The following is a 25,369-nucleotide window of genomic DNA, read 5'->3' as shown; positions in this document are numbered from 1 at the left end:
TTCCCGTTAACCCGAGCCCTGACGAAGGAGTCCTGCGAGTGCCTGGCACCAACTTGACCCGTGAGGAGGCCCGCACCCGGGCCGCACTCCTGGCCGTGGACGCGTACGAGATCGAGCTCGACCTGAGCTCCGCGCGCGAGGGCGGCACCTTCCGGTCCACCACCGTGGTCCGTTTCACCGCCGCCGAACCCGGCGCCGCCACCTTCATCGACCTGGTCGCCCCCGCCGTGACCGAGATCGTCCTCAACGGCCGCGCCCTGCCACTGGAGAACTTCGCCGACAGCCGGATCGCGCTGCCCGACCTGGCCGCCGAGAACGAGCTGCGGGTCGTCGCCGACTGCGCCTACACCAACACCGGCGAGGGCCTGCACCGCTTCGTCGACCCGGCCGACGGCGAGACCTACCTCTACACCCAGTTCGAGGTGCCGGACGCCCGCCGCGTCTTCGCCAACTTCGAGCAGCCCGACCTGAAGGCCACCTTCGCCTTCACCGTCACCGCCCCCGCCGGCTGGGTCGTGGTCTCCAACTCCCCCACCCCCGAGCCCGCCGGCGACGGCGACACCCGGGTGTGGACCTTCGAGCCCACCCCCCGGATGTCCACCTACATCACCGCGCTGATCGCCGGCCCGTACGTCGGCGTCTTCGACAGCTACGACAACGGCGCGCAGCACGTGCCGTTCGGCGTGTACTGCCGGCCGTCGCTGCGCGAGTTCCTGGACGCCGACGCGATCTTCGCGGTCACCCGGCAGGGCTTCGACTACTTCCAGGAGAAGTTCGACTTCCCCTACCCGTTCGCCAAGTACGACCAGCTGTTCGTCCCGGAGTTCAACGCCGGCGCGATGGAGAACGCGGGCGCCGTCACCTTCCGCGACCAGTACGTGTTCCGCTCCAAGGTCACCGACGCCTCCTACGAGGCCCGCGCCGCGACCATCCTGCACGAGCTCGCCCACATGTGGTTCGGCGACCTCGTCACCATGGAGTGGTGGAACGACCTCTGGCTGAACGAGTCCTTCGCCACCTTCGCCGAGGTCGTCTGCCAGGCCGAGGCCCCCGGCTCCAAGTGGCCGCACTCCTGGACCACCTTCGCCAACCAGATGAAGACCTGGGCGTACCGGCAGGACCAGCTGCCCTCCACCCACCCGATCATGGCGGAGATCAACGACCTGGAGGACGTCCAGGTCAACTTCGACGGCATCACCTACGCCAAGGGCGCCTCGGTGCTCAAGCAGCTGGTCGCCTACGTCGGCCAGGACGCCTTCTTCCAGGGCGTGCGCGCCTACTTCAAGCGCCACGCCTGGGGCAACACCCGGCTCTCCGACCTGCTCGGCGCGCTGGAGGAGGCCAGCGGCCGCGACCTGCGGACCTGGTCGAAGGCCTGGCTGGAGACCGCCGGCATCAACGTGCTGCGCCCGGAGCTGACCGTCGCCGCCGACGGCACCATCGAGTCCTTCGCCGTCCTGCAGGAGGCCCCCGCGCTGCCCGCCGGCGCCCGCGGCGAGGCCGTGCTGCGCCCGCACCGGATCGCCATCGGCCTGTACGAGCTCACCGACGGCAAGCTGGTCCGCACCGAGCGGATCGAGCTCGACGTCGACGGCGAGCGCACCGCCGTCCCGCAGCTGACCGGCCGGGCCCGCCCCGCCGTGCTGCTGCTCAACGACGACGACCTCTCGTACGCGAAGGTCCGGCTCGACGCCGACTCGCTCGCCGTCGTCACCGAGCACCTCGGCGACTTCGCCGACTCGCTGCCCCGCGCCCTGTGCTGGGCCTCCGCCTGGGACATGACCCGCGACGGCGAACTCGCCACCCGCGACTACCTCGCGCTCGCCCTCTCCGGCCTGCCGCGCGAGAGCGACATCGGCGTCGTCCAGTCCGTCCAGCGCCAGGTCAAGCTCGCCCTGGAGCTGTACGCCGACCCCGCCTGGCGCGAGAGCGGCCTGCAGCGCTGGGCCGCCGCCGCGGAGGACGCCCTGCGCGCCGCCCCCGCCGGCAGCGACCACCAGCTCGCCTGGGCCCGCGCGCTCGCGGGCGCCGCCCGCACCGAGGGCCAGCTCGCGCTGCTCGCCGGACTGCTCGACGGCACCGCGGAGATCGACGGCCTCGCCGTCGACACCGAACTGCGCTGGACCCTGCTCACCCGCCTGGTCGCCACCGGGCGCGCCGACGAGGCGGCGATCGACGCCGAACTCGCCCGCGACAACACCTCCTCCGGGCAGGAGCACGCCGCGACCTGCCGGGCCGCCCGGCCCACCGCGGCGGCCAAGGCCGAGGCGTGGGCGTCGGTGATCGACTCCGAGACCCTCACCAACTACGTCCAGGAGGCCGTCATCGCCGGCTTCCAGCAGCCCGACCAGCGCGACCTGCTGGCCGGCTACGCGGAGAAGTACTTCGCCGCGATCAAGCAGGTGTGGGAGACCCGCAGCCACGAGATCTCCCAGCAGATCATCGGCGGGCTCTACCCCGCCTACGCGGTCTCCCGGGCCACCCTCGACGCCACCGACGCCTGGCTCGCCACCGCCGAGCCGGCGCCGGCGCTGCGGCGGCAGGTCGTGGAGGCGCGGGCGGGCGTGGAGCGGGCGCTGAAGGCCCAGGCCGCCGACCGCTGACGCGGAGCCGCGGGGACGCGGGGCCGCAGGAACGGCGGGGTGTTCGCTCTCGGGCGGGCGCCCCGCCGTTTTCGGTCGCCGCCCTCGCCCGCGCGCGGCGGCCCGGACCCTCCGGCGGGATCCGGCGGGGCCACCGGCTAGGTGTATTGACCTGAAGCGTTGTTGACGCGGCTGATCGGGGGTTGGCCTCCGAGTGCGGTGTGGCAGCGGTGATGGTTGTAGGTGTGCAGGAAGTTGTCCAGTGCCGCGGTGCGTTCGTGGTTGCTGGTGTAGGTGCGCTGGTAGGCCCATTCGTCGAGGAGGGTGCGGTTGAAGCGCTCGACCTTGCCGTTGGTCTGGGGCCGGTAGGGGCGGGTGTGCCTGCCGGCCGCGCCGAGGTCGGCCAGGGCCTGCTTCCAGGCGGCGTGCTTGCGGTAGCTCCAGGCGTTGTCGGTCAGGACCCGTTCGATGCGGGGGATGCCGTGGGCGGCGAAGAACGCCGCGGCCCGGCGGAGGAACGCCGCGCAGGTGGCGCCCTTCTCGTCAAGGTGGACTTCGCTGTAGGCGAGGCGGGTGTGGTCGTCGACGGCGGAGTGGATGTAGTCGTAGCCGGTGGTGCGGCGACGGTCCGGGCAGGCGGCGCGTCCGTGGGCTCGCCAGCCGCCGCCGGCGGGGATCCGGCCGAGTTTCTTGACGTCGACGTGGACGAGTTCGCCCGGGCGTTCGCGTTCGTAGCGGCGGATGGTCTGGCCGGTGGGCCGGTCCATCCACCGCAGCCGGTTCATGCCGTGCCGGGTCAGGACCCGGTGGACGGTGGAGGCCGGGATCCCGAGGATCGGTCCGATCCGGGCGGGGCCGAGCTTTCGCTCGCGTCGCAGGTCGCAGATCGCGGCCTCGATCGTGGCGGGAGTGCGGTGGGAGTGGTGCGGGGCCGGCTGGGACGGTCGTGCAGCCCGGCTGGTCCCTCCTCGCGCCAGCGGCGCACCCACTTGTGCGCGGTGGCCCGGGAGATGCCCATCTCGGCGGCTATGTGGGCGACGGGACGACCCGCGCGGACGCGTTCGACCAGGAGCCGCCTGCCGTGCACGGTCAACCGGGCGTTACGGTGGGACACGAAGACCTCCGTGTGTGGTGTGGAGCCTAGACACCTCCACCACACCGGAGGTCTTCACTTTTGATCAAGCCCGACCACTGTCAACAACGCTCGTGGTCAATACAGCTAGGTTCCGCCGAGGGTGACGGTGAAGGTGGTGCGGCCCGGGGCGCTGGCGAGGGTGACGGTGCCGTGGTGGGCGTGGACGACGGCCTGGACGATGGCGAGGCCGAGGCCGGTGGAGCCGGTGCGGCGGGAGCGGGCGCGGTCGCCCCGGGTGAAGCGGTCGAAGACGTGCGGGGCGAGGTCGGCGGGGATGCCGGGGCCGTCGTCGGTGACGGTGAGGCGGCCGGCCGGGTCGAGGCGGAGGGTGACGGTGGTGCCGTCGGGGGTGTGGGTGCGGGCGTTGGCGAGCAGGTTGGTGACGACCTGGGCGAGGCGGTGCGGGTCGCCGGGGACGGTGACGGGTTCGGCGGGGAGTTCGAGCAGCCAGCGGTGGCGGGGGGCGGCGGCCCGCGCGTCGGTGGTGCAGTCGAGGACGATCCGGGTGAGGTCGGTGTCCTGGACGGCGAGCGGGCGGCCGGCGTCGAGGCGGGCGAGCAGCAGCAGGTCCTCGACGGTGGTGCCCATCCGGCGGGACTCGGCGCTGATCCGTTCCAGCGCGTGCCGGACCGGGGCGGGGACCGGCCCGGGGTGCCGGAGGGCGAGTTCGGCGTGGCCGCGGACGCTGGCGACCGGGTTGCGCAGTTCGTGGCTGGCGTCGGCGGCGAAGGCGCGCAGCCGCTCCTCGACGCTCTGGCGGCGGGCCAGGGCGTCCGCGACGTGGCCGAGCAGGCGGTTGAGCGCGGTGCCGACCCGGCCGACCTCGGTGCGCGGATCGTCGTCGGGGACGCGTTCGGCGAGGTCGACGGCGCCGGTGGCGAGCGGGCGGGCGGAGACCCGTTCGGCGGTGGCGACGACCCGGTCCAGCGGGCGCAGGGCGAGGCGGACGGCGAGGGTGCCGGCGGCCGCGGCGGCGGCGAGCGCGGCGGCGAACACCACCAGTTCGATCAGCAGCAGCCGTCGGACGGTCTCCTCGACGGGGCGCATCGGCAGGCCGGTGACCAGGGCGTCGTGGTCGTCGCAGGTGACGGCGGCGACCCGGTAGTGGCCGAGGGCGGAGAGGTCCAGGTCGTGCGGGCGGCCGTCGGTGGGCAGGGCGCGCAGCGCGGCCAGGTCGGCGGCGTCGAGCGGGACGGTGGCGTCCGGGCTGTCGCCGTGCCGGCCGGGCGGGAGGCCGCCGACCACGGCGGCGTGGGTGAGGCCGCCGTCGACCAGGCGGGCGCCGAAGGTGCCGGGCGCCTGGGCGCGGGTGTCGTGGTCGTCCTGGCCGGGGTGTTCGAGGCTGGCGGCGTAGCGGCCGCCGGCGGCGGCGAGCTGCTGGTCGAGGCGGTCGACCAGGAAGTGCCGCAGCGCCTCGCAGGTGGCCACGCCGATGCCCGCGCAGATCAGCACCAGCAGGGTGAGGAGGCCGGCCAGCAGCCGGGTCCGCAGGGTGCGGGGACCGCTCGGGCGGAGGCGTCTCATCCGGTGGCCGCCCGCAGGACGTAGCCGGCGCCGCGGACGGTGTGGATCATCGGGGGCCGGCCGGCGTCGATCTTGCGGCGCAGGTAGCTGATGTACAGCTCGACCACGTGGGCCTGGCCGCCGAAGTCGTAGGACCAGACGGCGTCCAGCAGTTGGGCCTTGCTGAGCACCTGCCGGGGGTGCTCCATCAGGTGGCGCAGCAGGGCGAACTCGGTGGGGCTGAGGTCGACGGGTTCGCCGCCCCGGCGGGCCTCCCGGGTGGCGGGGTCGAGCCGGAGGTCGCCGACGGCGAGGGTGCCGGGGGCGGCGGGGCCGGCCGGCCCGGCGCGGCGGAGCAGGCCGCGCAGCCGGACCACCACCTCCTCCAGGCTGAACGGTTTGGTGACGTAGTCGTCGCCGCCGGCGGTGATCCCGGCGATCCGGTCCTCGACGGCGTCCCGGGCGGTGAGGAACAGGACGCGCACCTCGGGGTCGGTGGTGTGGATCCGGCGCAGCACTTCGAGGCCGTCGAAGTCGGGGAGCATCACGTCGAGCACCACGGCGTGCGGGTGCCAGTCGTCGGCGGCGGCGACGGCGTCCAGGCCGCCGGTGACGCCTCGGGTCTGCCAGCCCTCGTAGCGCAGGGCGCCGCAGAGGACGTCGACCAGGTCGGGTTCGTCGTCGACGACCAGGACCCGCCAGGGGGTGTCCGCGTGCTGCATGGGGGCATTCTGCCGTCCGGGGATGAGAAAGCGGTGAGATCGTCCGACCGCGTGCGGCCTTGCCGCGCCCGGGCCGAGCTGCCCGGACGCCTCGGTCGGGCGGCCGGGCGGGCGACCGGTTCACAGGGAACTGAGAACTTGCGGTGCGACCGTGGGCGGGTACCACCGAAGGAGGGCCCGTTGACCGCACCGTCCATCCCCGCCCGGGCCGCCCGGCGCCGCGCGCTGCCCCCGGACGCCGTCCGGCGCGGGGCGCTCGCCCTGGTCGCGCTCGGCGCGCTCGGCGTCCTCGCGGCGTGGTGGTCCGACACCCCGCGGGTGGTCGGCGCCGCCGACTGGCTGACCGGCGCGGGCCGGATCACCGGCCTGCTGGCCGGCTACGCCGCACCCGTCCTGCTGCTGCTGATGGCCCGGGTCCCGCTGCTGGAGCGCGAGGTCGGCGCGGACCGGCTGGCCCGCTGGCACGCGCACGGCGGCCGCTACCTGGTCTCGCTGGTCACCGCGCACGTGCTGACCGTGGTCTGGGGCTACGCGCTGACCGACGGGCGGGGCCTGTGGGGCGAGGGCGTCGAGGTGGTCCTCCACTTCCCCGACATGCTGAAGGCCACCGCCGCGACCCTGCTGCTGCTGGGCACCGGCGCGGTCTCCGCCCGGGCCGCCCGCCGCCGGCTCGGCTACGAGACCTGGTACTACGCGCACCTGGCCGGCTACCTGGCCGTCGCGCTCGGCTTCGCCCACCAGCTCAGCACCGGCGCCGAGCTGGCCGACGGCCCGGCGCGGGCCGCCTGGTACCTGCTGTACTTCGGCACCGCCGCCGTCCTGGCCCGGTACCGGCTGCTGGGCCCGTACCTGCGCGACCGGCGGCACCGGCTGGAGGTCGCCGAGGTGCGGGCCGAGGGCCCGGGCGTGGTCTCGGTCTTCCTGACCGGCCGGCACCTGGACGGGCTGCGCGCCGAGCCCGGGCAGTTCTTCCGGCTCCAGTTCCTCGCCCCGGGGCTGCGCTGGGCCGCCAACCCGTACTCGCTCTCCGCTCCCCCGCACCCGCGCTTCCTGCGCTTCACCGTCAAGGACCTGGGCGCCCACAGCGCGGCCCTGGCCCGGCTCGCCCCGGGGACGAGGGTCCGCGTCGAGGGCCCGTACGGGGCGTTCACCGCGCGGCGGCTGCACGGCGGCGGCGGGCCGGTGCTGCTGCTCGGCGCGGGCGTCGGCGTCACCCCGCTGCGGGCGCTGGCCGAGACGCTGCCGGGCCGGGTCACCCTGGTGCAGCGCGCCCGCCGCGCCGAGGACGTGCTGTTCCGCCGCGAGCTCGCCGTCCTCGCCGAGCGGCGCGGCGTCCGGGTGCACGAGCTGCTCGGCGGCCGGGCCGAGGTCGGCGAGCTGGGCGCGGCGCTCGGCCGGCTGGTCCCCGACCTGGCCCGGCACGAGGTCTACCTGTGCGGGCCCGCGGAGTTCGCCGCCGACGCGGTGCGCGCCCTGCGCGCCGCCGGGGTCCGGGCCTCCCGCATCCACCACGAGTCCTTCGCCCTCTAGGAGCCCCCGCCACCATGCGACGCGCCGTCATCACCGCCTCCGCGACCGCCGCCGGGGTCGTCCTGCTGCTCTCCCTGAAGCCGCACGACCCGGCCCCCGCCCGGGTCGTCTCCTCCACCGGCACCGACGCCACCGGCACCGACTCCGGCGCCACCGGTTCCGGCACCGCGCAGGGCACCGACGCGGGCTCCCGCAGCCTGACCGGCAGCGCGGTCGACACCCGGTACGGGCCGGTGCAGGTCAAGGTCACCCTGACCGGTACGAGGATCAGCCGGATCGACGTGCTCCAGTACCCCACCCGGGACCGCCGCGACCGGGAGATCAACGAGTACGCCGTCCCGGTCCTCAACCAGGAGGCGATCGCCGCCCAGAGCGCGGACATCGACGTCGTCTCCGGCGCGACGTACACCAGCGAGGGCTACACCCGCTCGCTGCAGAGCGCCCTCGACCAGGCGCGGCAGTGACCGCCCGCCACGTCGAGCACGTGATGGGGACGGTCTTCTCGTTCGCCGTCCGCGACGCCGGGCCGGGGACCGGCCCGGCGATCCGGCGGATCGTGGAGCGGCTGCACCGGATCGACGCGGTGTTCTCGACCTACCGGCCGGAGAGCGAGATCAGCCGGCTCGGCCGCGGCGCGCTCGCCCCGGCGGACGCGGACCCCGAGGTGCGGTGGGTGCTGGAGCGGTGCGCGGAGCTCGGCGCGGAGACCGGCGGCTACTTCACCGCGACGCCCGGCGGACGGCTCGACCCCAGCGGCTACGTCAAGGGCTGGGCGGTCGAGGAGGCCTCCCGGGCGCTGCGCGCGGCCGGCTCCGTCCAGCACTGCGTCAGCGGCGGCGGGGACGTCCAGACCGCGGGCGGGCCCTGGCGGATCGGCATCGCCGACCCGCACCGCGCGGGTGCCGTCGCCCGCGTCGTCACCGGCCACGACCTGGCCGTCGCCACCTCCGGCACCGCGGAGCGCGGCCCGCACGTCATCGACCCGCACACCGGCCTGCCCGCCACCGCCCTCGCCTCCCTCACCCTGGTCGGCCCCCGCCTCGCCCGCCTGGACGCCCTCGCCACCGCCGCCTTCGCCATGGGCGCGAGGGCGCTGCGCTGGCTCGACGGGAAGGACGTCCGGGCGCTGGCGATCCACCCGGACGGGCGGCAGGAGACGGTGGGCGAGTGGGGTTAGGGCGTCCGGGGCCCTCAGCGGCCCTTGGCGAGGTCGAGGGTGGTGGCGATGACCGGGCTGGTGAAGGTGTTGACGGCGTCGGCCGGGGAGGGGTGGTAGGAGCCCCACTTGAGGTAGTTCCGGGTGCCGTCCCAGGTGGTGCCGGTGTAGGTGCCGGAGCCGGTGGTGAAGGTCTGCTTGACGCCGTCGTACCAGAAGTCGATGGTGCCGTCGGTGCGGCCGAGGCGGATCCTGAGGACGTAGGAGTGCCACTGGTCGGAGGCGGTGGGGGCGGTCCAGAGGGGGTGGGCGACGTGCCGGGTGTCCCACTCCTGGAGGCGGACGCGGCCGTCGGCGACGTCGATCTCGACGGGGTGGTTGGCGGTGCCCTCGCTGGGCGAGCACTTGAGCTGGAAGACGTACCGGCTCTCGTCGTCGTCGATCCGCACCCGGGAGGACCAGCCGACGTAGACGGTGTCGCCGTTCACCAGGTCGGGGCCGAGGGTCTCGCAGCGCTCCTCGCCGGCGGCCTGGCGGGCGCGCCAGACCTTGCCCTTGGCGGGGTCCTGGACGGTGCCGAAGTTCCCGGCCGCGCACTGGACGCCGGTGAAGGAGGACGGGCCGCGGGCGGTGTCGGCGGCCCAGAGCACCCGGCCGGCGGCCGCCGGGGCGGGGGCGGCGGCGAGGACGGTGGCCGGGGCGGCGAGGGCGAGGGCGGTGGCGAGGGCGGGGCGGAACATCGGCGCTCCCAACGGGGGTGGGCGGGTCGTCTCCCGCCTGATGTTCCGTCACCGCCGGCCCGTCCGCCACCGCCCCGGGTGAACGCGGCGGCGGCCGCCGGACCGCCGACGGGTGTCGGGGTCCGGCGGCCGCCGCCGTCCGGGGCCGGTGGCCCGGGTTACTTCTTCTTGCTGCCCGGGATCATGCAGAGGCCCGCGATCACCGCGAAGGCGACGATCGGGAGGGCGACGAACAGGCCCAGGGTGGCTCCGACGCCCAGGCCGGTGCCGGGGTCGTCGCCGTCGTCGCGCGTGAGCGCCATCGCGGGCGACGACATGACCATCATCAGCGTGGCCGCCGCGGTGACCGCACCGGCGCGCATTGCGTTCCTCTTGTCCACGTTTCCCAAGGTACCGGCCCCCTACACCGCTCGGCCCGGCGGGGTGCGCCTGTCGGCGTGTCCCGCCGGGCGGAGGTCGGCCGGGGCGGCGGTCGGGGCGGCGGTCGGGGTGTTGAGCGGGGCGAGGGTGGCGGCGATGCCGGCGGTGCCGGGGGCGGCGGCCAGGGTGTCGAGGGTGCGGGGGGTGCCGTCGGCGTCGGCGACCGGGAGGCGCCAGTTGGGGTACTGGTCCCAGGTGCCGGGGAGGTTCTGCGGACGGGGGTCGCCGACGGTGTCGGGGAGCCAGACGCCGACCAGGGTGGCGGGCGTGGCCAGCAGGTAGGCGTACAGCGCCTCGGGGGTGACGGGCTCGTTCTCGGCGAGCAGGCCGATCCGGACGAGTTCGCGCTGCCAGTCGGCGAGTTCGCGGGCGGCGGCGGCCTGCTCCTCGGCCAGCGGGCGGGCCAGCAGGCCGAGGTGGTGGCGGAGTTCGACGTGTTCGCCGGTCAGCCGGGCGGCGGTGGAGGGCAGGTCGTGGGTGGTGAGGGTGGCCAGGCAGCCGGGGCGCCACCGTTCGGGGGGCAGCACGGTGCCGCCGGCCTGCCAGTCCCGCTCGAACCAGAGCACGGAGGTGCCGAGCACGCCGTGGTCGGCGAGGCGTTCGCGGACGCCGGGTTCGACGGTGCCGAGGTCCTCGCCGATGACGGCGGCGCCGGCCCGGTGGGCCTCCAGGGCGAGGACGGCGAGCATCGCCTCGGCGTCGTAGCGGACGTAGGTGCCCTCGGTGGGGCGGGCCCCGGCGGGGACCCACCAGAGCCGGAACAGGCCCATCACGTGGTCGATCCGGATCGCGCCGGCGTGCCGGGCGGAGGCCCGGATCAGCTCGGCGAACGGGGCGTACCCGGCTTCGGCGAGGGCGTCGGGGCGCCAGGGCGGCAGGCCCCAGTCCTGGCCGTGGGCGTTGAAGGCGTCCGGCGGGGCGCCGGTGGAGATGCCGGTGGCCAGCACGTCCTGCAGGGCCCAGGCGTCGGCGCCGTCGGGGTGGACGCCGACCGCGAGGTCGTGGATCAGGCCGATCGGCATGCCCGCGTCGGTGGCGGCCCGCTGGGCGGCGTGCAGCTGCTCGTCGACCAGCCAGGCCAGCCAGCGGTGGAACTCGACCCGGTCCTTCAACTCGGCCTTGGCGGCGGCGACCTGCGGGTTGGCGGGGTGGCGCAGGCCCTTCGGCCAGCTGTGCCAGCCGCCGCCGTGCGCCTCGGCCAGCGCGTTCCACACCGCGTACCGCTCCAGCCACTCGCCCTCGCGCCGGACGAACGCCCGGTACGCGGCCTCCCGGCCGACCCCGCGCGGCACGGTGTGCAGCAGCTCCAGGGCCTGGCGCTTGAGCGACCAGACCGCGTCGCGGTCGATCAGCGCGTCGTGCTCCAGCACCTCCTCGCGCAGCAGCCGGGCCCGCCGGGCCAGGTCGCGGACCTCCTCGTGCCGGGTGTACTCGGGCACCGCCTCGATCCGCAGGTGCACCGGGTCGGCGAAGCGCCGCGAGGACGGGCGGTACGGGGACGGGTCGGAGGGGGCGCCGGGCATGCCCGCGTGCAGCGGGTTGATCTGCAGGAAGCCCGCGCCGAGTTCGGCGCCCGCCCACTGGGCGAGCTCGGCGAGGTCGGCCAGGTCGCCCATGCCCCAGGAGCGTGCGCTGAGCACCGAGTACAGCTGGGCGAGGAAGCCCCAACCGCGCCGCCCCGGCTCGGGGATCCGCGGCGGGGCGACCACCAGCGCGGCCCGGGCCTCCCGCCCGTCCGCCCGGACCACCAGCAGGTGGCGGCCGAGCGGCAGGTCCTCGGGGAGCCGGTGCGCGTGCCCGGCCGTCGACTCCCGGGCGTCGCCGCCCTGTTCCAGTTCGATCCGGACCTCGGCCCCGGCCGGCAGGTCCAGCGCGGTGCGCCGCCCCCGCCAGGCCACCACGGTGGGCGGCAGCAGCCGCCCCGCGACCCGGGCGCGGTGCCGTTCCAGCGCCTGCGCGGCCAGCTCCGGCGTCCCGGCGTCGACCCCGAGCGCGGCCAGCACGGCGGTCAGCGTCCGCGCCCCGACCTGCACCGGCCCGGTCCCGGCGTCGTAGTGGGTGTCCACCCCGTACGCGTGCGCCAGCGCCGTCAGCTCCGGCGGGGCGGGCGGGTCGTCCTCCGCCGGCACCTGCTCGGACCCGGCCTGCTCGCGGTCAAGGTATGCGGCCACCCGGCGCGCTCCGTCCTCGGGCTGCTCCCCGACGCCGACAAATGTAGACAGGCACAGTCCTACCCGCGCCTCCGCCCGCCGACCCCGACCGACACGGTCCGGCGCCCGCACCGGTCGGGTGAACGTCCGGTCCGGGGGTTGCCGGCGGCGGTGGCGGAACAGCGGCCTTTTGCGGCGATAACGGACATAGCTGCCAGGGGCGTTGACAGCGGCGCGGGGAGCTGGTGGGGTGGGCGGGCCGGGTGGCCGAGGGGGGCTGGGCCGGGGCGGCGGGGGGCCGGTGAGCTGGCGTTTCGGGCGAGGAGGCTCCGGTGCAGGCGCGGGTGTCGGTGGCGGCCGGACGGCGGCTGCGGCAGGGCTTGGAGCGGAGCGCGGCGCTCCGCGAGGTGCTGTACCACCCGGCGGCGCTGGCGGCCCGCCGGACGGCGGCCCGGACGGCGCGGCAGGTGGCGCCGAGGGCCGCGGACCGGTTCATCGCGGACGTCAAGGGCACGGCGCCGCTGCTCGCCTCGGTGCGGGCGGAGCGGCGGACGGGCCGGCGGGGCAGCGCGCTGCGGATCGCCGCGACGCTGTCGGCGGCGGCCGTGGTCGGCGGGCTGTTCACCCCGGTGCCGGGCTTCGCGGCCGAGGCCGCGCCGCGCGCGGACCTGTACAGCGCCGTGCCGGACGGTGCCGAACCGGCGGACCCGGCGCCGGTCGAGGCCGCGCAGCCGCTGGGTTCGCTGACGGACCCCCAGGTCTTCCCGCGCCCGCAGGAGCTGCGGGCCGGCGGCAGGCCGGTGGCGGTGCCCCGGCTGGTGACGCTGGTGCTGGCGGACGCCGCGGACGGTCCGGCGGTGGACGCGGTGCGCGCGCTGCTGACCCGGGCCGGCGCGGCCGAGGTGCGGACCGCCCCGCAGGCGCCCGAGCACCCGGAGCCCGGCTCGCTGGTGGTGTACGTCGGCGGCCCGTACGAGGGCGCGGGCGGCGCGGTCGACCGGGCGCTGCGGCAGCTCGCGGTGGCGAACGGCCTGCGGGACACCGAGGTGCCGGCGCTGGCGGGCCTGCCCCCGGGCGGCCACCTGCTGGCGTCCGGGCAGCTGCCGGCCGACGGCGGCGGCGCGTACGGCGCGGTGGTGCTGGCGGGCGTGGACGGCGCGGGCACCTTCTACGCGGCGCAGAGCCTGGCGCAGCTGCTCTCCCCGGTCGGTCCGGGCCAGGGGCAGGGCGGCGGGGGCGACCGGGGCTTCCCGGGCGTGCTGGTGCGGGACTGGCCGTCGGGCGCGCCGCTGCGCGGCACCGCGGAGTCGTTCTTCGGGGCGCCGTGGAGCGCGGCGCAGCGGCTGGCGGTGCTGGACTTCCTGGGCCGCACCAAGCAGAACTACTTCCTGTACGCGCCGGGCGGCGACCCGTACCGGGCGCAGCGCTGGCGGGAGGCGTACCCGGCGCGGCAGGCGGCCGAGCTGGCCGAGCTGGCGGCCCGGGCGCGGGCCGACCACGTGACGGTGGCGTACTCGGTCGCGCCGGGGCAGTCGTTCTGCTTCTCCTCCGGCAAGGACGTCGACGCACTGGTCGCCAAGCTCGACGGGCTGCGGCAACTGGGCTTCCGGGCCTTCCAGTTGGACTTCCTGAGCGTGTCGTACGACGAGTGGCACTGCGGGGCGGACCGGCGCAAGTACGGCACCGGGCCGGTGGCGGCGGCGAAGGCGCAGGCCGCGCTGACCTCGGCGGTGCAGCAGCGGCTGGTGGCGGGGCACCCGGAGCTGGCGCCGCTGTCGGTGGTGCCGACCGAGTACCTGAAGCAGGGCTCGACGCCGTACCGGGCGGCGCTGGCGGCGGGGCTGCCGGGCGGGGTGCAGGTGGTGTGGAGCGGCGGCGCGGCGATCCCGAAGCAGGTGACGGGCGAGCAGGCGCAGGCCACCGCGGCGCTGTTCGGGCGGCCGCTGATGACGCTGGACAACTACCCGGTGAACGACTCGGCGCCGGACCGGCTGTTCCTGGGCGGCTACACCGGGCGGGACCCGGAGGTGGCGCGGCGCTCGGCGGTGCTGCTGACCTCGGCGATGAGCCAGCCGGTGGCGTCCCGGATCCCGCTGGCGACCGCCGCCGACTTCGGCTGGCAGCCGGACGGCTACCAGCCGGAGCGGTCGCTGGCGGCGGCGCTGCGGCTGCTGACCTCGGGTCCCGCGCAGCGGGACGCGGCGGCGGCGCTGGCGGGCAACAGCGCGTCCTCGCCGCTGGGCGGCCAGGAGTCGGCGTACCTGGTGCCGCTGGTCGAGCGGTTCTGGGCGGCGGCCGAGCCGGCCTCGGGCGCGCCGGTCGACGGGGCGCGGCTGCGGGAGGCGGCGCAGCCGCTGCGCGAGGCGTTCGGGGTGATGGCGGACGCGCCGCGGACGCTGGCGGGCGACCCGCTGGCGGCGGACGCGGCGCCCTGGCTGGCCCGGCTGTCGGCGTACGGCTCGGCGGGCCGGGCGGCGCTGGACATGCTGCTGGCGCAGCAGGGCGGCGACGGCACGGCGGCCTGGCGGGCCCGGCTGGAGCTGGGCCGGCAGCGCGGGGTGCTGGAGCAGAACCCGGTGACGGTCGGCCGGGGCGTGCTGGACGCGTTCCTGGACCGGGCGGCGAAGTCCGCGGACACCTGGTCGGGCATCACCCCGGGCGCCGCCGCGACCACCACCCTGGGCACCGCGCACGACCACGGCCCGGCGCTGATGGCGGACGGCTCCGGGGAGACCTTCTACTGGTCGTCCGCGCCGCCGCAGGTCGGCGACAGCTTCGGCCTGGACCTGGGCACCCCGAAGCCGCTGGGCTCGGTGACGGTGCTGATGGGCGGCTGGGGCGACGACCCGGACGCCGCCTCGGCGGCCGACGACTACCTGCACGACGGGGTGCTGGAGTACTGGAGCGGCTCGGGCGGCTGGCACCGGCTGGCCACCGTGCACGGGCAGCGGACGGTCAGCGCGGACGCCCCGGCGGGCGCGGTCGCCAAGGCGGTGCGGCTGCGCGCCACCGGCGGGCAGTCCGGGGCGGTGGCGGTGCGGGAGTTCACCACGGCGGCGCCGGACGAGGTGGGCACCGCGGTGTCGGGCCCGCCGGCCGCGCCGGGCTCCTCGCCGCAGGCGGTGCTCTCGGGCGACCCGGACTCAGCGTTCCGGGCGGCCGCGCCGCCCGCGGAGGGCGACGAGCCGCTGACGGTGGAGCTGGGCGCGGCCCGGCCGCTGGACCGGCTGACCGTGCTGACCGACCCGGCGGTGCGGGCCGAGGCGACCGCGCAGGTCCGCCGTCCGGACGGCGGCTGGAGCGACCTGGGCCCGGTCCGGCCCGGCTACAACGAGCTGCGCGCCGACAGCGGGCCGGTGGACGCGCTGCGGCTGGTGTGGCGGCCGGGCGGCGAGGCGCCGGTGGTCAACCAGGTGATCCCGTGGTGGGCGGACGTGCCGGCGGCCCGGCTGACGCTGGCCGAGCCGACGCTGGACGTGGTGGCGGGCGCGGCGGCGCCCGCGCAGGCCCGGGCGACCGTGGAGTCCGGGCGGCCGGACGCGCTGGCCGGGACGCTGCGGGCGGAGGTCCCGGCGGTGGCCAGGGGGCTGGTGGTGGCCCCGCCGCCGGCGCTGACGGTGCCGCGCGGCGGGCGGGTGGTGGCGCCGCTGCTGGTCACCGCGGCCGCGGACACCCCGTCGGGGACCTACCGGGTGCCGGTGGTGTTCACGGCGGGCGCGCTGACCGTGCGGCAGGAGCTGCTGGTGCACGTGGTGCCGCCGGTCGGCGGCGCCGACCTGGCGCGGACCGCGAGCGTCTCGTCCTCGGGCGACGACGGCCCGGGGACGCCGGCCTCGGCGGTGGCCGACGGCGACCCGGCGACCTCGTGGAGCTCCCCGGCCAGTGACGGCGCCTGGGTGCGGCTGCGGCTGCCGCAGCCCGTCCGGCTGGGTTCGGCGGTGCTGCACTGGGGTGCCGCGTACGCCTCCGCGTACCGGTTGGAGTCCTCGGCGGACGGCGTGACCTGGACGACCGTCGCGGAGGTCGGCAACGGGCAGGGCGGCACCGAGACGGTCCGCTTCGACGCGCCGGGCGCCCAGTACCTGCGGGTGCAGGGCGTCAGCCGAGCCACCCGGTACGGGTACGCGCTGTCGGGGATCGAGCTGTACGCGGTGGGCGGCTGAGACGCGGCGGGCCGCCGGCGCCCCCTGCGCGGGGGCGGCGGCGGCCCATGAGGCGTACCGGTGGTGGTCGGGCAGGCCCTTGTCTGTTCAGGCGGAGAGCGGTGCGTGCTGCTCGCCGCGGCGGATCGGACGGGTGCGGACGGGGACGGGGACGGGCAGGGCCGTGTCCGGATGGTCGTGGTGCTCGAAGTCCCGGAACTGGTCGAGGCCGCCGTACGGCTCCAGGTAGGGCCGCCAGCGCGGGTCCTTGATCCCGGTGCCGATGACCCGCCAGGCCAGGCCGCTGGGGGCGGCCGGGGGGCGCTTCATCCGCCAGCCGAGGTCGGCGAGGTGCCGGTCGGCCTTGGTGTGGTTGCAGCGGCGGCAGGCCGCCACCACGTTGTCCCACCGGTGCTGGCCGCCCCGGCTGCGCGGGATGACGTGGTCGACACTGGTGGCGGCGGCCCCGCAGTACACGCACCGGCCGTGGTCGCGGGCGAACAGCGCCCGCCGGGTCAGTGGTACGGGGCCTCGGTAGGGGACCCGCACGAAACGGGTCAGCTTGACGACGGACGGTGCCTGGACGGCACCGGTGGCGCTGTGCAGAGTGGTGCCCGCATCCTCCAGGGCGATCGCCTTGTGGTTGAGGACGAGGATGAGGGCGCGTCGCATCGAGACGACACCGAGCGGCTCGTACGACGCGTTGAGGACAAGGACATGCGGCACGGGGCCTCCTTGGACGCCTGCGGCGCGTGGCTCGCGCCGAGTCGAGCGGGTGACCGCGCCCCGCGCGGGGCGTGATCTCCCTCAGTGTCGCCTTACGCCGTCGTACGACGCCACCATTTCTCCGTGAACGTGCCGCGCGGGGGCGGTGGGCCCGCGCGCGTTCCGCCATAGCCGGTATGCCCAGCTCGGAGCCCTCCTGCACGTACCGTACGGGTGGCGGTGCGGTGCGTGGCCGGTGCCGGGGGGCGGGTCCGCGGGCGGTCCGAGCGGGTGAACGGGCCGGTGAACGGGTCCTGGCCGGGCGGGTGAACGGGCTCGCTACAGTGGGGCGATGCTCGCCGATTCCGCTGCCGACAGCACAGCTCCGACGTTCACGCTGCCCACCTCGGCCGCCGACGTGACCGACACCACCCGGCAGGCGGCCGGCTGGCTGGACGAGAACTGGCAGGGCTGGGTGGTCTCGGGGCTGCGGATCGTGCTGATCCTGGGCCTGGCGCTGGTGCTGCGGGCCGTGGTGCGCAAGGTGATCGACAAGCTGGTCTCCCGGATGGCCCGCCCCGCCGACGGCGGCGACGACCACGGGGTGCTCGGCGGGCTGCTGGCCAACAGCGGCGTGGTCAACACCGAGCGGCGCCAGCAGCGTTCCGAGGCGATCGGCTCGGTGCTGCGCTCGGTGGCCTCGTTCGGCATCCTGGGCACCGCCTCGCTGATGGCGCTGTCGGTGCTCGGCGTCGACCTGGCCCCGCTGCTGGCCTCCGCCGGTGTGGCCGGCGTGGCGATCGGCTTCGGCGCCCGCAACCTGGTCACCGACTTCCTCTCCGGCGTCTTCATGATCATGGAGGACCAGTACGGCGTCGGCGACGAGATCGACACCGGCGTCGCCACCGGCACCGTCCTGGAGGTCGGCCTGCGGGTCACCAAGCTGCGCGGCGCGACCGGCGAGATCTGGTACATCCGCAACGGCGAGGTCAAGCGGATCGCCAACATGAGCCAGGGCTGGGGCACCGCCACGGTGGACGTCCAGATCGGCTACAAGGAGGACCTGGAGCGGGTCGAGCAGCTGGTCACCGAGGCCGCCGAGCAGCTCGCCAAGGAGAGCCCGTACGACGAGCTGATCTGGGGCCGGGTCAAGGTGCTCGGCGTCGAGGCGGTGGCCGTCGACTCGGTCCAGCTGCGGATCGAGGCCCGCTGCACGCCCGGCCGGTCGGCCCAGGTGGCGCGGGCGCTGCGGCTGCGCCTGAAGGCCGCCTTCGACCTGGCCGGCGTCAAGCTCAAGGAGGAGGCCGCCGCGACCGTCCCGGCCCAGGCCACCGCCCTGGAGATCCTGCCGCCCTCCGCCCTGGCCGACCCCAACTCGGCGCGCTCGCTGGCCGCCAAGCCGATACCGCCCCAGCTGTAGGCCCCCGGGGCCCGGAGGCGGGCGGGGCAGCGGGGCGGTGCGGGCCGCCGGCCGTCCCGGGGCCCCGCCGTGCCCGCCTCCCCGGCGTCCGCGCCCCTTCCGCCGCAACGAACTGCCGCCCGGGCGTTGACATCTCCGGCTCGCGATTGGAAACTTTCCTAACAGTTGGCCGCAACGGCGTACGCAGAGGAGGATCGGGCCGTGACCACCCGAAAGACGCCCCGTTCCCCGCTGGCCGGTACGCCGAGTCTGCTGCGGGCCATAAACGACCGTGCCGCGCTGGAGCTGCTGCTCGCGAACGGCCCGCTGTCCCGCACCCAGATCGGGAGCCTGACCGGGCTCTCGAAGCCGACCGCCTCGCAGCTGCTGGCGCGGCTGGAGGCGGTGGGGCTGGTGGTCCCGGTGGGGACGACCGCCGGCGGGCCGGGGCCCAACGCCCAGCTCTACCAGGTGAACCCGGCGGCGGCCCACGTCGCGGGCGTGGACGTGACGAGCACGACGGTGCGGGTCGCGGTCGCGGACGTCACCGGGACGACGCTGGCCGAGCACCGGGTGGCGACCAAGGGGTGGCCGGCCGCCGAGACGGTGGCGCGGGTCGCCGAGGCGGTCGCGGAGACGGTGCGCCGGGCGCAGCTCGCCCCGGGGGCGCTGCGCGAGGTGGTGATCGGGATCGGCGGCGCGCCGGACCCGGTGACCGGGAAGCTGCGCTACGCCTCGCACCTGCCGGGCTGGCACTCGCCGCGGCTGGTGGAGGAGCTGGAGTCGGCACTGGGCGCGCCGGTGTCGATCGAGAACGACGTGAACCTGGCCGCGGTGGCGGAGCAGGCCGGCGGGGCGGCGGCGGGGTGCGAGGACTTCGTGCTGCTGTGGGCCGAGGAGGGCATCGGCGCGGCGATCGTGATCGCGGGCCGGCTGCACCGGGGTTTCACCGGGGGCGCGGGCGAGGTCGGCTACATGCCGGTGCCGGACGCCCCGGTGTCGTTGAACGCCCGCCGGAAGGTGACCGGCGGGTTCCAGGACCTGGCCGGCGAGCCGGCCGTGCTGGCGCTGGCGCGCCGGCACGAGCTGCGCGGCGCCGACGCGGCGCAGGCGGTGGCCGGGGCCCTGGGCAGTGCCGAGGGCGAGGCCTTCCTGGCCGAGCTGGCCGAACGGCTGGCGGTCGGCCTGGCGGTGATCGCCTCGGTGGTCGACCCGGAGCTGGTGGTGCTCTCCGGGGGGACGCCGACCGCGGGCGGGGAACGCCTGCGGGAGCTGGTCCAGGAGGCCCTGGGCCGGATGTCCATCCCGCGGCCGGAGGTGCGGCTGTCGGCCGTGCCGGGGTCGCCCGTCCTGACCGGCGCGCTGCAGCGGGCGCTGGCGAGCACCCGGGACGTCCTGTTCAGCACGCACTGACCCTCCCCTGACGGCACTCCCCCGTCGTCGCCCCCCGCCCGGCACGGGTCCGCGGGCCAGGCCGGCCTGCCCCCACGCCCTCTCCCAGGAGTGAATCCGTGAACCGCACGCACAGATCTCCACTCGCCCGCCGCCCGCTGGCCGCCCTCACCGCGGCCGTCTGCACGGCCCTGCTGGCCTCGGCCTGCACCGGCACCAACTCCGGTGGCGGGCAGGACGGTTCGGCGTCCGGCCAGGACGTGACCATCACCTTCTGGCACGGCTGGAGCCAGGACAACGAGGTGAAGGCGATCAACGACAACGTCGCCGCCTTCGAGAAGCTGCACCCGAACATCCACGTCAAGGTGGTCGGCGACATCGCCGACGACAAGGCCCAGCAGGCGCTGCGCGCGGGCGGTCCGGAGGCGCCGGACGTGGTCTCCTCGTTCTCCACCGACAACGTCGGCAAGTTCTGCGCCTCGCACGTGTGGGCCGACCTCGGGCCGATGCTGGAGAAGGACGGCGTCGACCCGGCGAAGACCTTCCCGAGCGCGATGCTCCGGTACAGCCAGTACCAGGGCAGCCAGTGCGCGCTGCCGCTGCTCGGCGACGCGTACGGGCTGTACTACAACAAGACCGCGTTCGCGGCGGCCGGGATCACCGCGCCGCCGAAGACCTTCGGCGAGTTCGCCGAGGCCGCCGCGAAGCTGACCGTCCCGGACGGCGACTCGTACAAGCAGCTGGGCTTCATGCCGAACTACCACGGCTACGAGACGGCGATCGCGCACTACCTCGGCCAGTACGGCAGCACCTACTTCGGCCCGGACGGCAAGTCGAACGTGGCCACCGACCCGACCGTGGCCGCCGCGCTGACCTGGCAGAAGCAGCTGGTCGACCGGCTCGGCGGGTTCGAGAAGCTGGAGAAGTACCGGACGTCGTTCGGCGACGAGTTCAGCTCGAAGAACCCGTTCCACACCGGGCAGGTCGCGATGAGCCTGGACGGCGAGTGGCGGACCGCCGCGCTGGCCGAGGACAAGCCGGACTTCGAGTGGGCGACCGCGCCGTTCCCGGTGCCGGACGACCAGGCGGCGACGTACGGGCGCGGCTACCAGACCGGCACCATCGTCGGCATCGCCAACGGCTCGAAGAAGCAGACCGCGGCCTGGACCTTCGTCAAGTACCTGACCACGGACACCGACGCGGTGGTCTCCTTCGCCAACGCGATCCACAACGTGCCGAGCACGCTGGCCGCGCTGGACTCCCCGAAGCTGGAGGCGGACCCGAACTTCCGCACCTTCGTCGACATCGCCAAGAACCCGAACTCCTCGACCACCCCGGCCAGCGTCAACGGCGGCGCGTACCAGGTGTCGCTGCAGAACCTCAGCTACGAGGTCGAGGCCGGCCGGCAGGCCGACCTGCGGGCGGGCCTGACGGCCACCGCCAAGGAGATCGACGACGCCGTCAACCAGGCGAAGTGACATGGCGCTCGTGAACTCCGCGGTCCCGCCGGCGCTGCGCCGCAAGCGCCGGCGGGAGCGGGCCAGGACGCTGGCCTTCCTCTCCCCCTGGCTGGTCGGGTTCGGCTTCTTCTTCCTGTACCCGCTGGTCTCGACGGTCTACTTCTCGTTCATGCACTACGACGGGTTCACCGCCCCGACCTTCGCCGGCCTGCAGAACTGGGACTACGTCTTCACCAAGTACCCGTTCTTCTGGGAGGGCCTGGGCAACACCCTGTGGCTGGTGGCGGTGATGGTCAGCCTGCGGGTCGCGTTCGGCATCGGCGTCGGCCTGCTGATCACCAAGGTGAAGTCCGGCGCCGGGTTCTTCCGCACCGCCTTCTACCTGCCCTACCTGGCACCGCCGGTGGCCGCGACGATGGCCTTCGCCTTCCTGCTCAACCCGGGCACCGGCCCGGTCAACCACCTGCTGGGCGAGCTGGGCCTGCCGCAGCCGGGCTGGTTCACCGACCCGTCCTGGTCGAAGCCGGCCCTGACGATGCTGGCGCTCTGGGGCATCGGGGACCTGATGGTGATCTTCATGGCGGCGCTGCTGGACGTCCCCGGGGAGCAGTACGAGGCCGCGGAGCTCGACGGCGCCGGCGCCCTCCAGCGCTTCCGGTACGTCACCCTGCCGAACATCTCGCCGATCGTGGTGTTCGCCGTGGTCACCGGGGTGATCCAGACCATGCAGTACTACACCCAGGCGATCGTGGCCGGGAAGGTCGCCTCCGGCGTGATCGGCGGCTCCGGCCAGCAGTTCGAACCCGGCTACCCGCACGGCTCCACCTGGACGCTGCCGCAGATGGTCTACAACCTCGGCTTCCAGCGCTTCGACACCGGCTCGGCCTGCGTCGTCGCCGTCATCCTGTTCGCCCTCTCGATGGCGTTCACCTCGATCCTGCTGCGGCGCAAGTCCGGCTTCACGAATGAGGACTGAGGCCCCGTGACCCTCGTCTCCGCACTCCCCCGCGAGCGCACCGCACCCGCCTCCGCGGCCGGCCGGGCCGCCCGCCGCCGGGCCGCCCTGCACTGGGTCGCCGTGCACGCCCTGGCGATCGCCGCCGCGCTGTTCTTCCTGCTGCCGTTCGTGTTCGTCTTCCTCACCTCGGTGATGACGGACCGCCAGGCCCTGACCTCCGACCTGTGGCCGCACCGGTGGCAGTGGTCGAACTTCGTCACCGTGTGGAACACCCCCGGCTTCCTCACCTGGTGGCGCAACACCCTGCTGTACGCGGGCCTGGGCACCGTGCTGACCGTCGCCTCCAGCCTGCCGGTGGCGTACGCGCTGGCACGGTTCCGCTTCCGCGGCCGCCACCTCGCCCTGACCGCCGTGGTCGCGATGATGATGCTGCCGCCGCAGGTCACCGTCATCCCGATGTACCTGTTCTGGGCGAAGCAGCTCCACCTGTCCGGCACGCTCTGGCCGCTGATCGTCCCGATGGCGTTCGGCGACGCCTTCACCATCTTCCTGCTGCGCCAGTTCCTGCTCACCATCCCCAAGGAGTACGTGGAGGCCGCCCGGATCGACGGCTGCGGCGAACTGCGCACCCTGCTGCGGGTGGTGCTGCCGATGGCGAAGCCCGCGATCGCCGCCGTCGCGCTCTTCCAGTTCTTCTACTGCTGGAACGACTACTTCGGGCCGCAGATCTACGCGTCCGAGAACCCGGGCGCCTGGACCCTCAGCTACGGGCTGGAGTCCTTCAAGGGCGCCCACCACACCAACTGGAACCTCACCATGGCGGCGACGCTGCTGGTGCTGGCACCGGTGATCGTTCTGTTCTTCTTCGCACAACGCGCCTTCATCGAGGGCGTCACACTGACAGGGGTCAAGGGCTGATGTCCGCACTCAAGCTGGCAATCGTCGGCGGTGGTTCCACCTACACGCCGGAGCTGATCGACGGGTTCGCGCGGCTGCGCGACACCCTGCCGATCGGCGAACTGGTGCTGGTCGACCCGGCGGCCGACCGCCTGGAGCTGATCGCCGGACTGGCCCGCCGGATCTTCGCGAAGCAGGGCCACGGCGCCGTCGTCACCACCGCCACCGACGTCGCCTCGGGCGTCCAGGGCGCCGACGCGGTGCTGCTGCAGCTGCGGGTCGGCGGGCAGGCGGCCCGCGACAAGGACGAGACCTGGCCGCTGGAGTGCGGCTGCGTCGGCCAGGAGACCACCGGCGCGGGCGGCCTCGCCAAGGCGCTGCGCACCGTCCCGGTGGTGCTGGACATCGCCGAGCGGGTCCGCCGGGCCAACCCGGACGCCTGGATCGTCGACTTCACCAACCCGGTCGGCATCGTCACCCGCGCCCTGCAGACCGCCGGGCACAAGGCCGTCGGCCTGTGCAACGTCGCGATCGGCTTCCAGCGCAGGTTCGCCGCCCACCTGGGCGTCGACCCGGAGCTGGTCCGCCTGGACCACGTCGGCCTGAACCACCTGACCTGGGAGCGCGGCGTCACCCTGCTCGACGCCCCCGGCGCGGCCACCGGCCGCGAGGTGCTGCCGCAGCTGCTCGCCGAGCACGGCGAGGCGATCGCCGCCGACCTGCACCTGCCGCTGCCGGTCTTCCGCCGGCTCGGCGTCGTCCCCTCGTACTACCTGCGGTACTTCTACCAGCACGACCTGGTCGTCCGGGAGCTGAAGGAGAAGGGCTCCCGGGCCGCCGAGGTCGCCGCGATCGAGAAGCAGCTGCTGGAGCTGTACGCCGACCCCGCCCTGGACACCAAGCCCGAACTGCTCGGCAAGCGCGGCGGCGCGTTCTACTCCGAGGCCGCCGTGCAGCTGATCGCCTCGCTGCTGGGCACCGACGGCCGCACCACCGTCCAGGTCGTCAACACCCGCAACGACGGCGTGCTGCCGTTCCTGCCCGACGACGCGGTGATCGAGGTCCCGGCCGAGGTCGACGCCACCGGCGTCCGCCCGCTGCCGCAGCGCCCGGTCGAGCCGCTGTACGCCGGCCTGATCGCCAACGTCACCGCCTACGAGCACCTGGCGCTGGACGCCGCGCTCCACGGCGGCCGGGACCGGGTCTTCGACGCACTGCTCGCCCACCCGCTGGTCGGGCAGATCGAACTCGCCGACCAGCTCACCGACCGGCTGCTGGCCCACAACCGCGACCACCTGAGCTGGGCGTGACCGGCACCATGCGCACCAGCACCCGGCACCACCACAGGGGGACCGGCCGATGAGCCACTCCGCACTCCGGCCCGGCGTCCTCGCGATCGACGCCGGCAACAGCAAGACCGACCTGGCCCTGGTCGGTGCCGACGGCACCGTCCTGGCCACCGCCCGCGGCGGCGGCTTCCAGCCGCAGCTCACCGGCCCGGCCGCGGCCGTCGCCGCGCTCGCCCCGCTGGTCGACGACCTGGCCCGGCAGGTCGGCGCCGACCGGCGGCCCGACGGGCCGCCGCTGACCGACCACGTCAGCGCCTGCCTGGCCAACGCCGACCTGCCGGTCGAGGAGCAGCAGCTGCACGAGGCGATAGCCGGGCACGGCTGGGCGCCGTCCGTGCACGTCGCCAACGACACCTTCGGGCTGCTGCGGGCCGGCACCGACGGGCCGCTGGGCGTCGCGGTGGTCTGCGGCGCGGGCATCAACTGCGTCGGCCTGCGCCCCGACGGGCGCACCGCCCGCTGGCCCGCGCTCGGCCGGCTGACCGGCGACTGGGGCGGCGGCGGCGGCCTCGCCGAGGAGGCGATGTGGCACGCGGCCCGCGCCGAGGACGGCCGAGGCGCGCCCACCCTGCTCTCCCCGATGATCGGCGCGCACTTCGCGCTGGCCGGCGCCAACGCGGTCGCCGAGGCGGTCCACCTGGGCCGGATCGACCGGGCCCGGCTGCACGAGGTCTCCCAGGTGCTGTTCGAGGCGGGCCGGGCGGGCGACGCCGTCGCGCTCGCCCTGATCGACCGGCAGGCCGACGAGGTCGCCCGGCTCGCCGTGATCGCGCTGACCCGGCTCGACCTGCTCGACCGGCCGGTGCCGGTGGTCCTCGGCGGCGGCGTGCTGGCCTCCCGGCAGCCGCTGCTGCTCGACAACCTGACCGCCCGGCTGGCCGCCGACGCGCCGCTCGCCGAACCGCGCGTGGTCGTCGCCCCGCCGGTGCTGGGCGCCGCCCTGCTCGGCCTGGACCACCTGGGCGCCCCGCCCGAGGCGCACCGCCGCCTGCGCGAGGCGTACCCGACGGCCCGCCCGATAGCGGCCTGACGGCCCGCCGGTCCGGGCGAACCGCCGGCCGGAGCCGCGCCGAGGCACCGCACACGCCTCGGCCGCTCCGGCCGGCGGTTCGCCGTTGCCCGGTCCGCC

General features: G+C 75.3%; 18 protein-coding genes and 1 pseudogene. 12 read left to right on the top strand and 7 right to left on the bottom strand.

Annotation, left to right across the window (positions count from 1 at the left end):
• Nucleotides 1-38: 38 nt before the first annotated feature.
• The gene (gene pepN, locus ACZ3J7_RS17695; protein ID WP_465621714.1) at nt 39-2,603 is read left to right on the top strand and encodes an aminopeptidase N; all 2,565 of its coding nucleotides are present in this window, start codon (nt 39-41) and stop codon (nt 2,601-2,603) included.
• Between the two features lie 137 nt (nt 2,604-2,740).
• On the opposite strand, the pseudogene ACZ3J7_RS17690 reads toward pepN, so the two are convergent.
• The 3 genes and pseudogenes from ACZ3J7_RS17690 to ACZ3J7_RS17680 all read right to left on the bottom strand — a co-directional run bounded on the left by ACZ3J7_RS17690 (nt 2,741) and on the right by ACZ3J7_RS17680 (nt 5,942).
• Nucleotides 2,741-3,696, bottom strand: a pseudogene (locus ACZ3J7_RS17690) (IS481 family transposase).
• 105 nt (nt 3,697-3,801) lie between these two features.
• Nucleotides 3,802-5,241, bottom strand: coding sequence for a sensor histidine kinase (locus ACZ3J7_RS17685; protein WP_465621712.1), 1,440 nt, complete (start codon nt 5,239-5,241; stop codon nt 3,802-3,804).
• Nucleotides 5,238-5,942, bottom strand: coding sequence for a response regulator transcription factor (locus ACZ3J7_RS17680; RefSeq protein ID WP_465621710.1), 705 nt, complete (start codon nt 5,940-5,942; stop codon nt 5,238-5,240). Before ACZ3J7_RS17680 ends, ACZ3J7_RS17685 begins: the two co-directional genes overlap by 4 nt.
• 180 nt (nt 5,943-6,122) lie before the next feature.
• On the opposite strand from ACZ3J7_RS17680, the gene ACZ3J7_RS17675 reads away from it, so the two are divergent.
• From ACZ3J7_RS17675 to ACZ3J7_RS17665, 3 genes are read left to right on the top strand one after another with little or no spacing between them, the layout of a single operon-like run.
• On the top strand, nt 6,123-7,472 hold the full coding sequence (locus ACZ3J7_RS17675) for a ferredoxin reductase family protein (RefSeq protein ID WP_465621708.1): 1,350 nt from the start codon (nt 6,123-6,125) through the stop codon (nt 7,470-7,472).
• A 14-nt stretch (nt 7,473-7,486) separates the two neighbouring features.
• Nucleotides 7,487-7,936 carry an FMN-binding protein gene (locus tag ACZ3J7_RS17670; protein ID WP_465621706.1) on the top strand — a complete coding sequence of 150 codons (450 nt, stop codon included), beginning with the start codon at nt 7,487-7,489 and terminating at the stop codon, nt 7,934-7,936.
• A gap of 23 nt (nt 7,937-7,959) precedes the next feature.
• The gene (locus ACZ3J7_RS17665) at nt 7,960-8,649 is read left to right on the top strand and encodes an FAD:protein FMN transferase (RefSeq protein WP_465622133.1); all 690 of its coding nucleotides are present in this window, start codon (nt 7,960-7,962) and stop codon (nt 8,647-8,649) included.
• 14 nt (nt 8,650-8,663) lie between these two features.
• Here the strand turns inward: ACZ3J7_RS17665 and ACZ3J7_RS17660 are convergent, their stop codons facing one another.
• The 3 genes from ACZ3J7_RS17660 to malQ all read right to left on the bottom strand — a co-directional run bounded on the left by ACZ3J7_RS17660 (nt 8,664) and on the right by malQ (nt 11,917).
• On the bottom strand, nt 8,664-9,368 hold the full coding sequence (locus tag ACZ3J7_RS17660; RefSeq protein WP_465621704.1) for a heparin lyase I family protein: 705 nt from the start codon (nt 9,366-9,368) through the stop codon (nt 8,664-8,666).
• A 158-nt stretch (nt 9,369-9,526) separates the two neighbouring features.
• The gene (gene psbW / locus ACZ3J7_RS17655; RefSeq protein WP_465621702.1) at nt 9,527-9,748 is read right to left on the bottom strand and encodes a photosystem II reaction center protein PsbW; all 222 of its coding nucleotides are present in this window, start codon (nt 9,746-9,748) and stop codon (nt 9,527-9,529) included.
• Nucleotides 9,749-9,769: 21 nt separating this feature from the next.
• Nucleotides 9,770-11,917: a 4-alpha-glucanotransferase gene (gene malQ, locus ACZ3J7_RS17650; protein WP_465622131.1), complete on the bottom strand. Its 2,148-nt coding sequence runs from the start codon at nt 11,915-11,917 to the stop codon at nt 9,770-9,772.
• Between the two features lie 353 nt (nt 11,918-12,270).
• Between malQ and ACZ3J7_RS17645 the strand changes: the two genes are divergently transcribed.
• A complete protein-coding gene (locus ACZ3J7_RS17645) occupies nt 12,271-16,101 on the top strand; it encodes a beta-N-acetylglucosaminidase domain-containing protein (RefSeq protein WP_465621700.1) in 3,831 nt (1,276 codons plus the stop codon).
• An 87-nt stretch (nt 16,102-16,188) separates the two neighbouring features.
• Here the strand turns inward: ACZ3J7_RS17645 and ACZ3J7_RS17640 are convergent, their stop codons facing one another.
• Nucleotides 16,189-16,806 carry an HNH endonuclease gene (locus ACZ3J7_RS17640; RefSeq protein WP_465621698.1) on the bottom strand — a complete coding sequence of 206 codons (618 nt, stop codon included), beginning with the start codon at nt 16,804-16,806 and terminating at the stop codon, nt 16,189-16,191.
• A gap of 331 nt (nt 16,807-17,137) precedes the next feature.
• On the opposite strand from ACZ3J7_RS17640, the gene ACZ3J7_RS17635 reads away from it, so the two are divergent.
• The 7 genes from ACZ3J7_RS17635 (at nt 17,138) to ACZ3J7_RS17605 (ending at nt 25,270) form a co-directional block, all read left to right on the top strand.
• Nucleotides 17,138-18,205, top strand: a complete 1,068-nt coding sequence (locus ACZ3J7_RS17635; RefSeq protein WP_465621696.1) for a mechanosensitive ion channel family protein — start codon at nt 17,138-17,140, stop codon at nt 18,203-18,205.
• Nucleotides 18,206-18,406: 201 nt separating this feature from the next.
• Nucleotides 18,407-19,597 carry an ROK family transcriptional regulator gene (locus ACZ3J7_RS17630; RefSeq protein ID WP_465621694.1) on the top strand — a complete coding sequence of 397 codons (1,191 nt, stop codon included), beginning with the start codon at nt 18,407-18,409 and terminating at the stop codon, nt 19,595-19,597.
• Nucleotides 19,598-19,695: 98 nt separating this feature from the next.
• Nucleotides 19,696-21,054 carry an ABC transporter substrate-binding protein gene (locus ACZ3J7_RS17625; protein ID WP_465621692.1) on the top strand — a complete coding sequence of 453 codons (1,359 nt, stop codon included), beginning with the start codon at nt 19,696-19,698 and terminating at the stop codon, nt 21,052-21,054.
• 1 nt (nt 21,055) lies between these two features.
• Entirely contained in the window at nt 21,056-22,012 is a 957-nt protein-coding gene (locus ACZ3J7_RS17620) for a carbohydrate ABC transporter permease (protein ID WP_465621690.1), read from the top strand.
• 6 nt (nt 22,013-22,018) lie between these two features.
• Entirely contained in the window at nt 22,019-22,912 is an 894-nt protein-coding gene (locus tag ACZ3J7_RS17615; protein WP_465621688.1) for a carbohydrate ABC transporter permease, read from the top strand.
• Nucleotides 22,912-24,201: a 6-phospho-beta-glucosidase gene (locus ACZ3J7_RS17610; RefSeq protein WP_465621686.1), complete on the top strand. Its 1,290-nt coding sequence runs from the start codon at nt 22,912-22,914 to the stop codon at nt 24,199-24,201. Before ACZ3J7_RS17615 ends, ACZ3J7_RS17610 begins: the two co-directional genes overlap by 1 nt.
• Nucleotides 24,202-24,250: 49 nt before the next feature.
• Entirely contained in the window at nt 24,251-25,270 is a 1,020-nt protein-coding gene (locus ACZ3J7_RS17605; protein ID WP_465621684.1) for an N-acetylglucosamine kinase, read from the top strand.
• Nucleotides 25,271-25,369: the final 99 nt, after the last annotated feature.

The organism is Kitasatospora sp. NPDC015121 (assembly GCF_055562955.1).
This window is presented reverse-complemented; position numbering and strand designations above follow the sequence as displayed.

Bases quoted from the DNA above. Each gene is read 5' to 3' on its own strand.
- ACZ3J7_RS17635 (WP_465621696.1), top strand. From the start codon at position 17,138: ATGCTCGCCGATTCCGCTGCCGACAGCACAGCTCCGACGTTCACGCTG.
- ACZ3J7_RS17665 (WP_465622133.1), top strand. From the start codon at position 7,960: ATGGGGACGGTCTTCTCGTTCGCCGTCCGCGACGCCGGGCCGGGGACC.
- ACZ3J7_RS17660 (WP_465621704.1), bottom strand. From the start codon at position 9,368: ATGTTCCGCCCCGCCCTCGCCACCGCCCTCGCCCTCGCCGCCCCGGCC.
- ACZ3J7_RS17680 (WP_465621710.1), bottom strand. From the start codon at position 5,942: ATGCAGCACGCGGACACCCCCTGGCGGGTCCTGGTCGTCGACGACGAA.
- ACZ3J7_RS17610 (WP_465621686.1), top strand. From the start codon at position 22,912: ATGTCCGCACTCAAGCTGGCAATCGTCGGCGGTGGTTCCACCTACACG.
- ACZ3J7_RS17670 (WP_465621706.1), top strand. From the start codon at position 7,487: ATGCGACGCGCCGTCATCACCGCCTCCGCGACCGCCGCCGGGGTCGTC.
- ACZ3J7_RS17685 (WP_465621712.1), bottom strand. From the start codon at position 5,241: ATGAGACGCCTCCGCCCGAGCGGTCCCCGCACCCTGCGGACCCGGCTG.
- ACZ3J7_RS17620 (WP_465621690.1), top strand. From the start codon at position 21,056: ATGGCGCTCGTGAACTCCGCGGTCCCGCCGGCGCTGCGCCGCAAGCGC.
- ACZ3J7_RS17605 (WP_465621684.1), top strand. From the start codon at position 24,251: ATGAGCCACTCCGCACTCCGGCCCGGCGTCCTCGCGATCGACGCCGGC.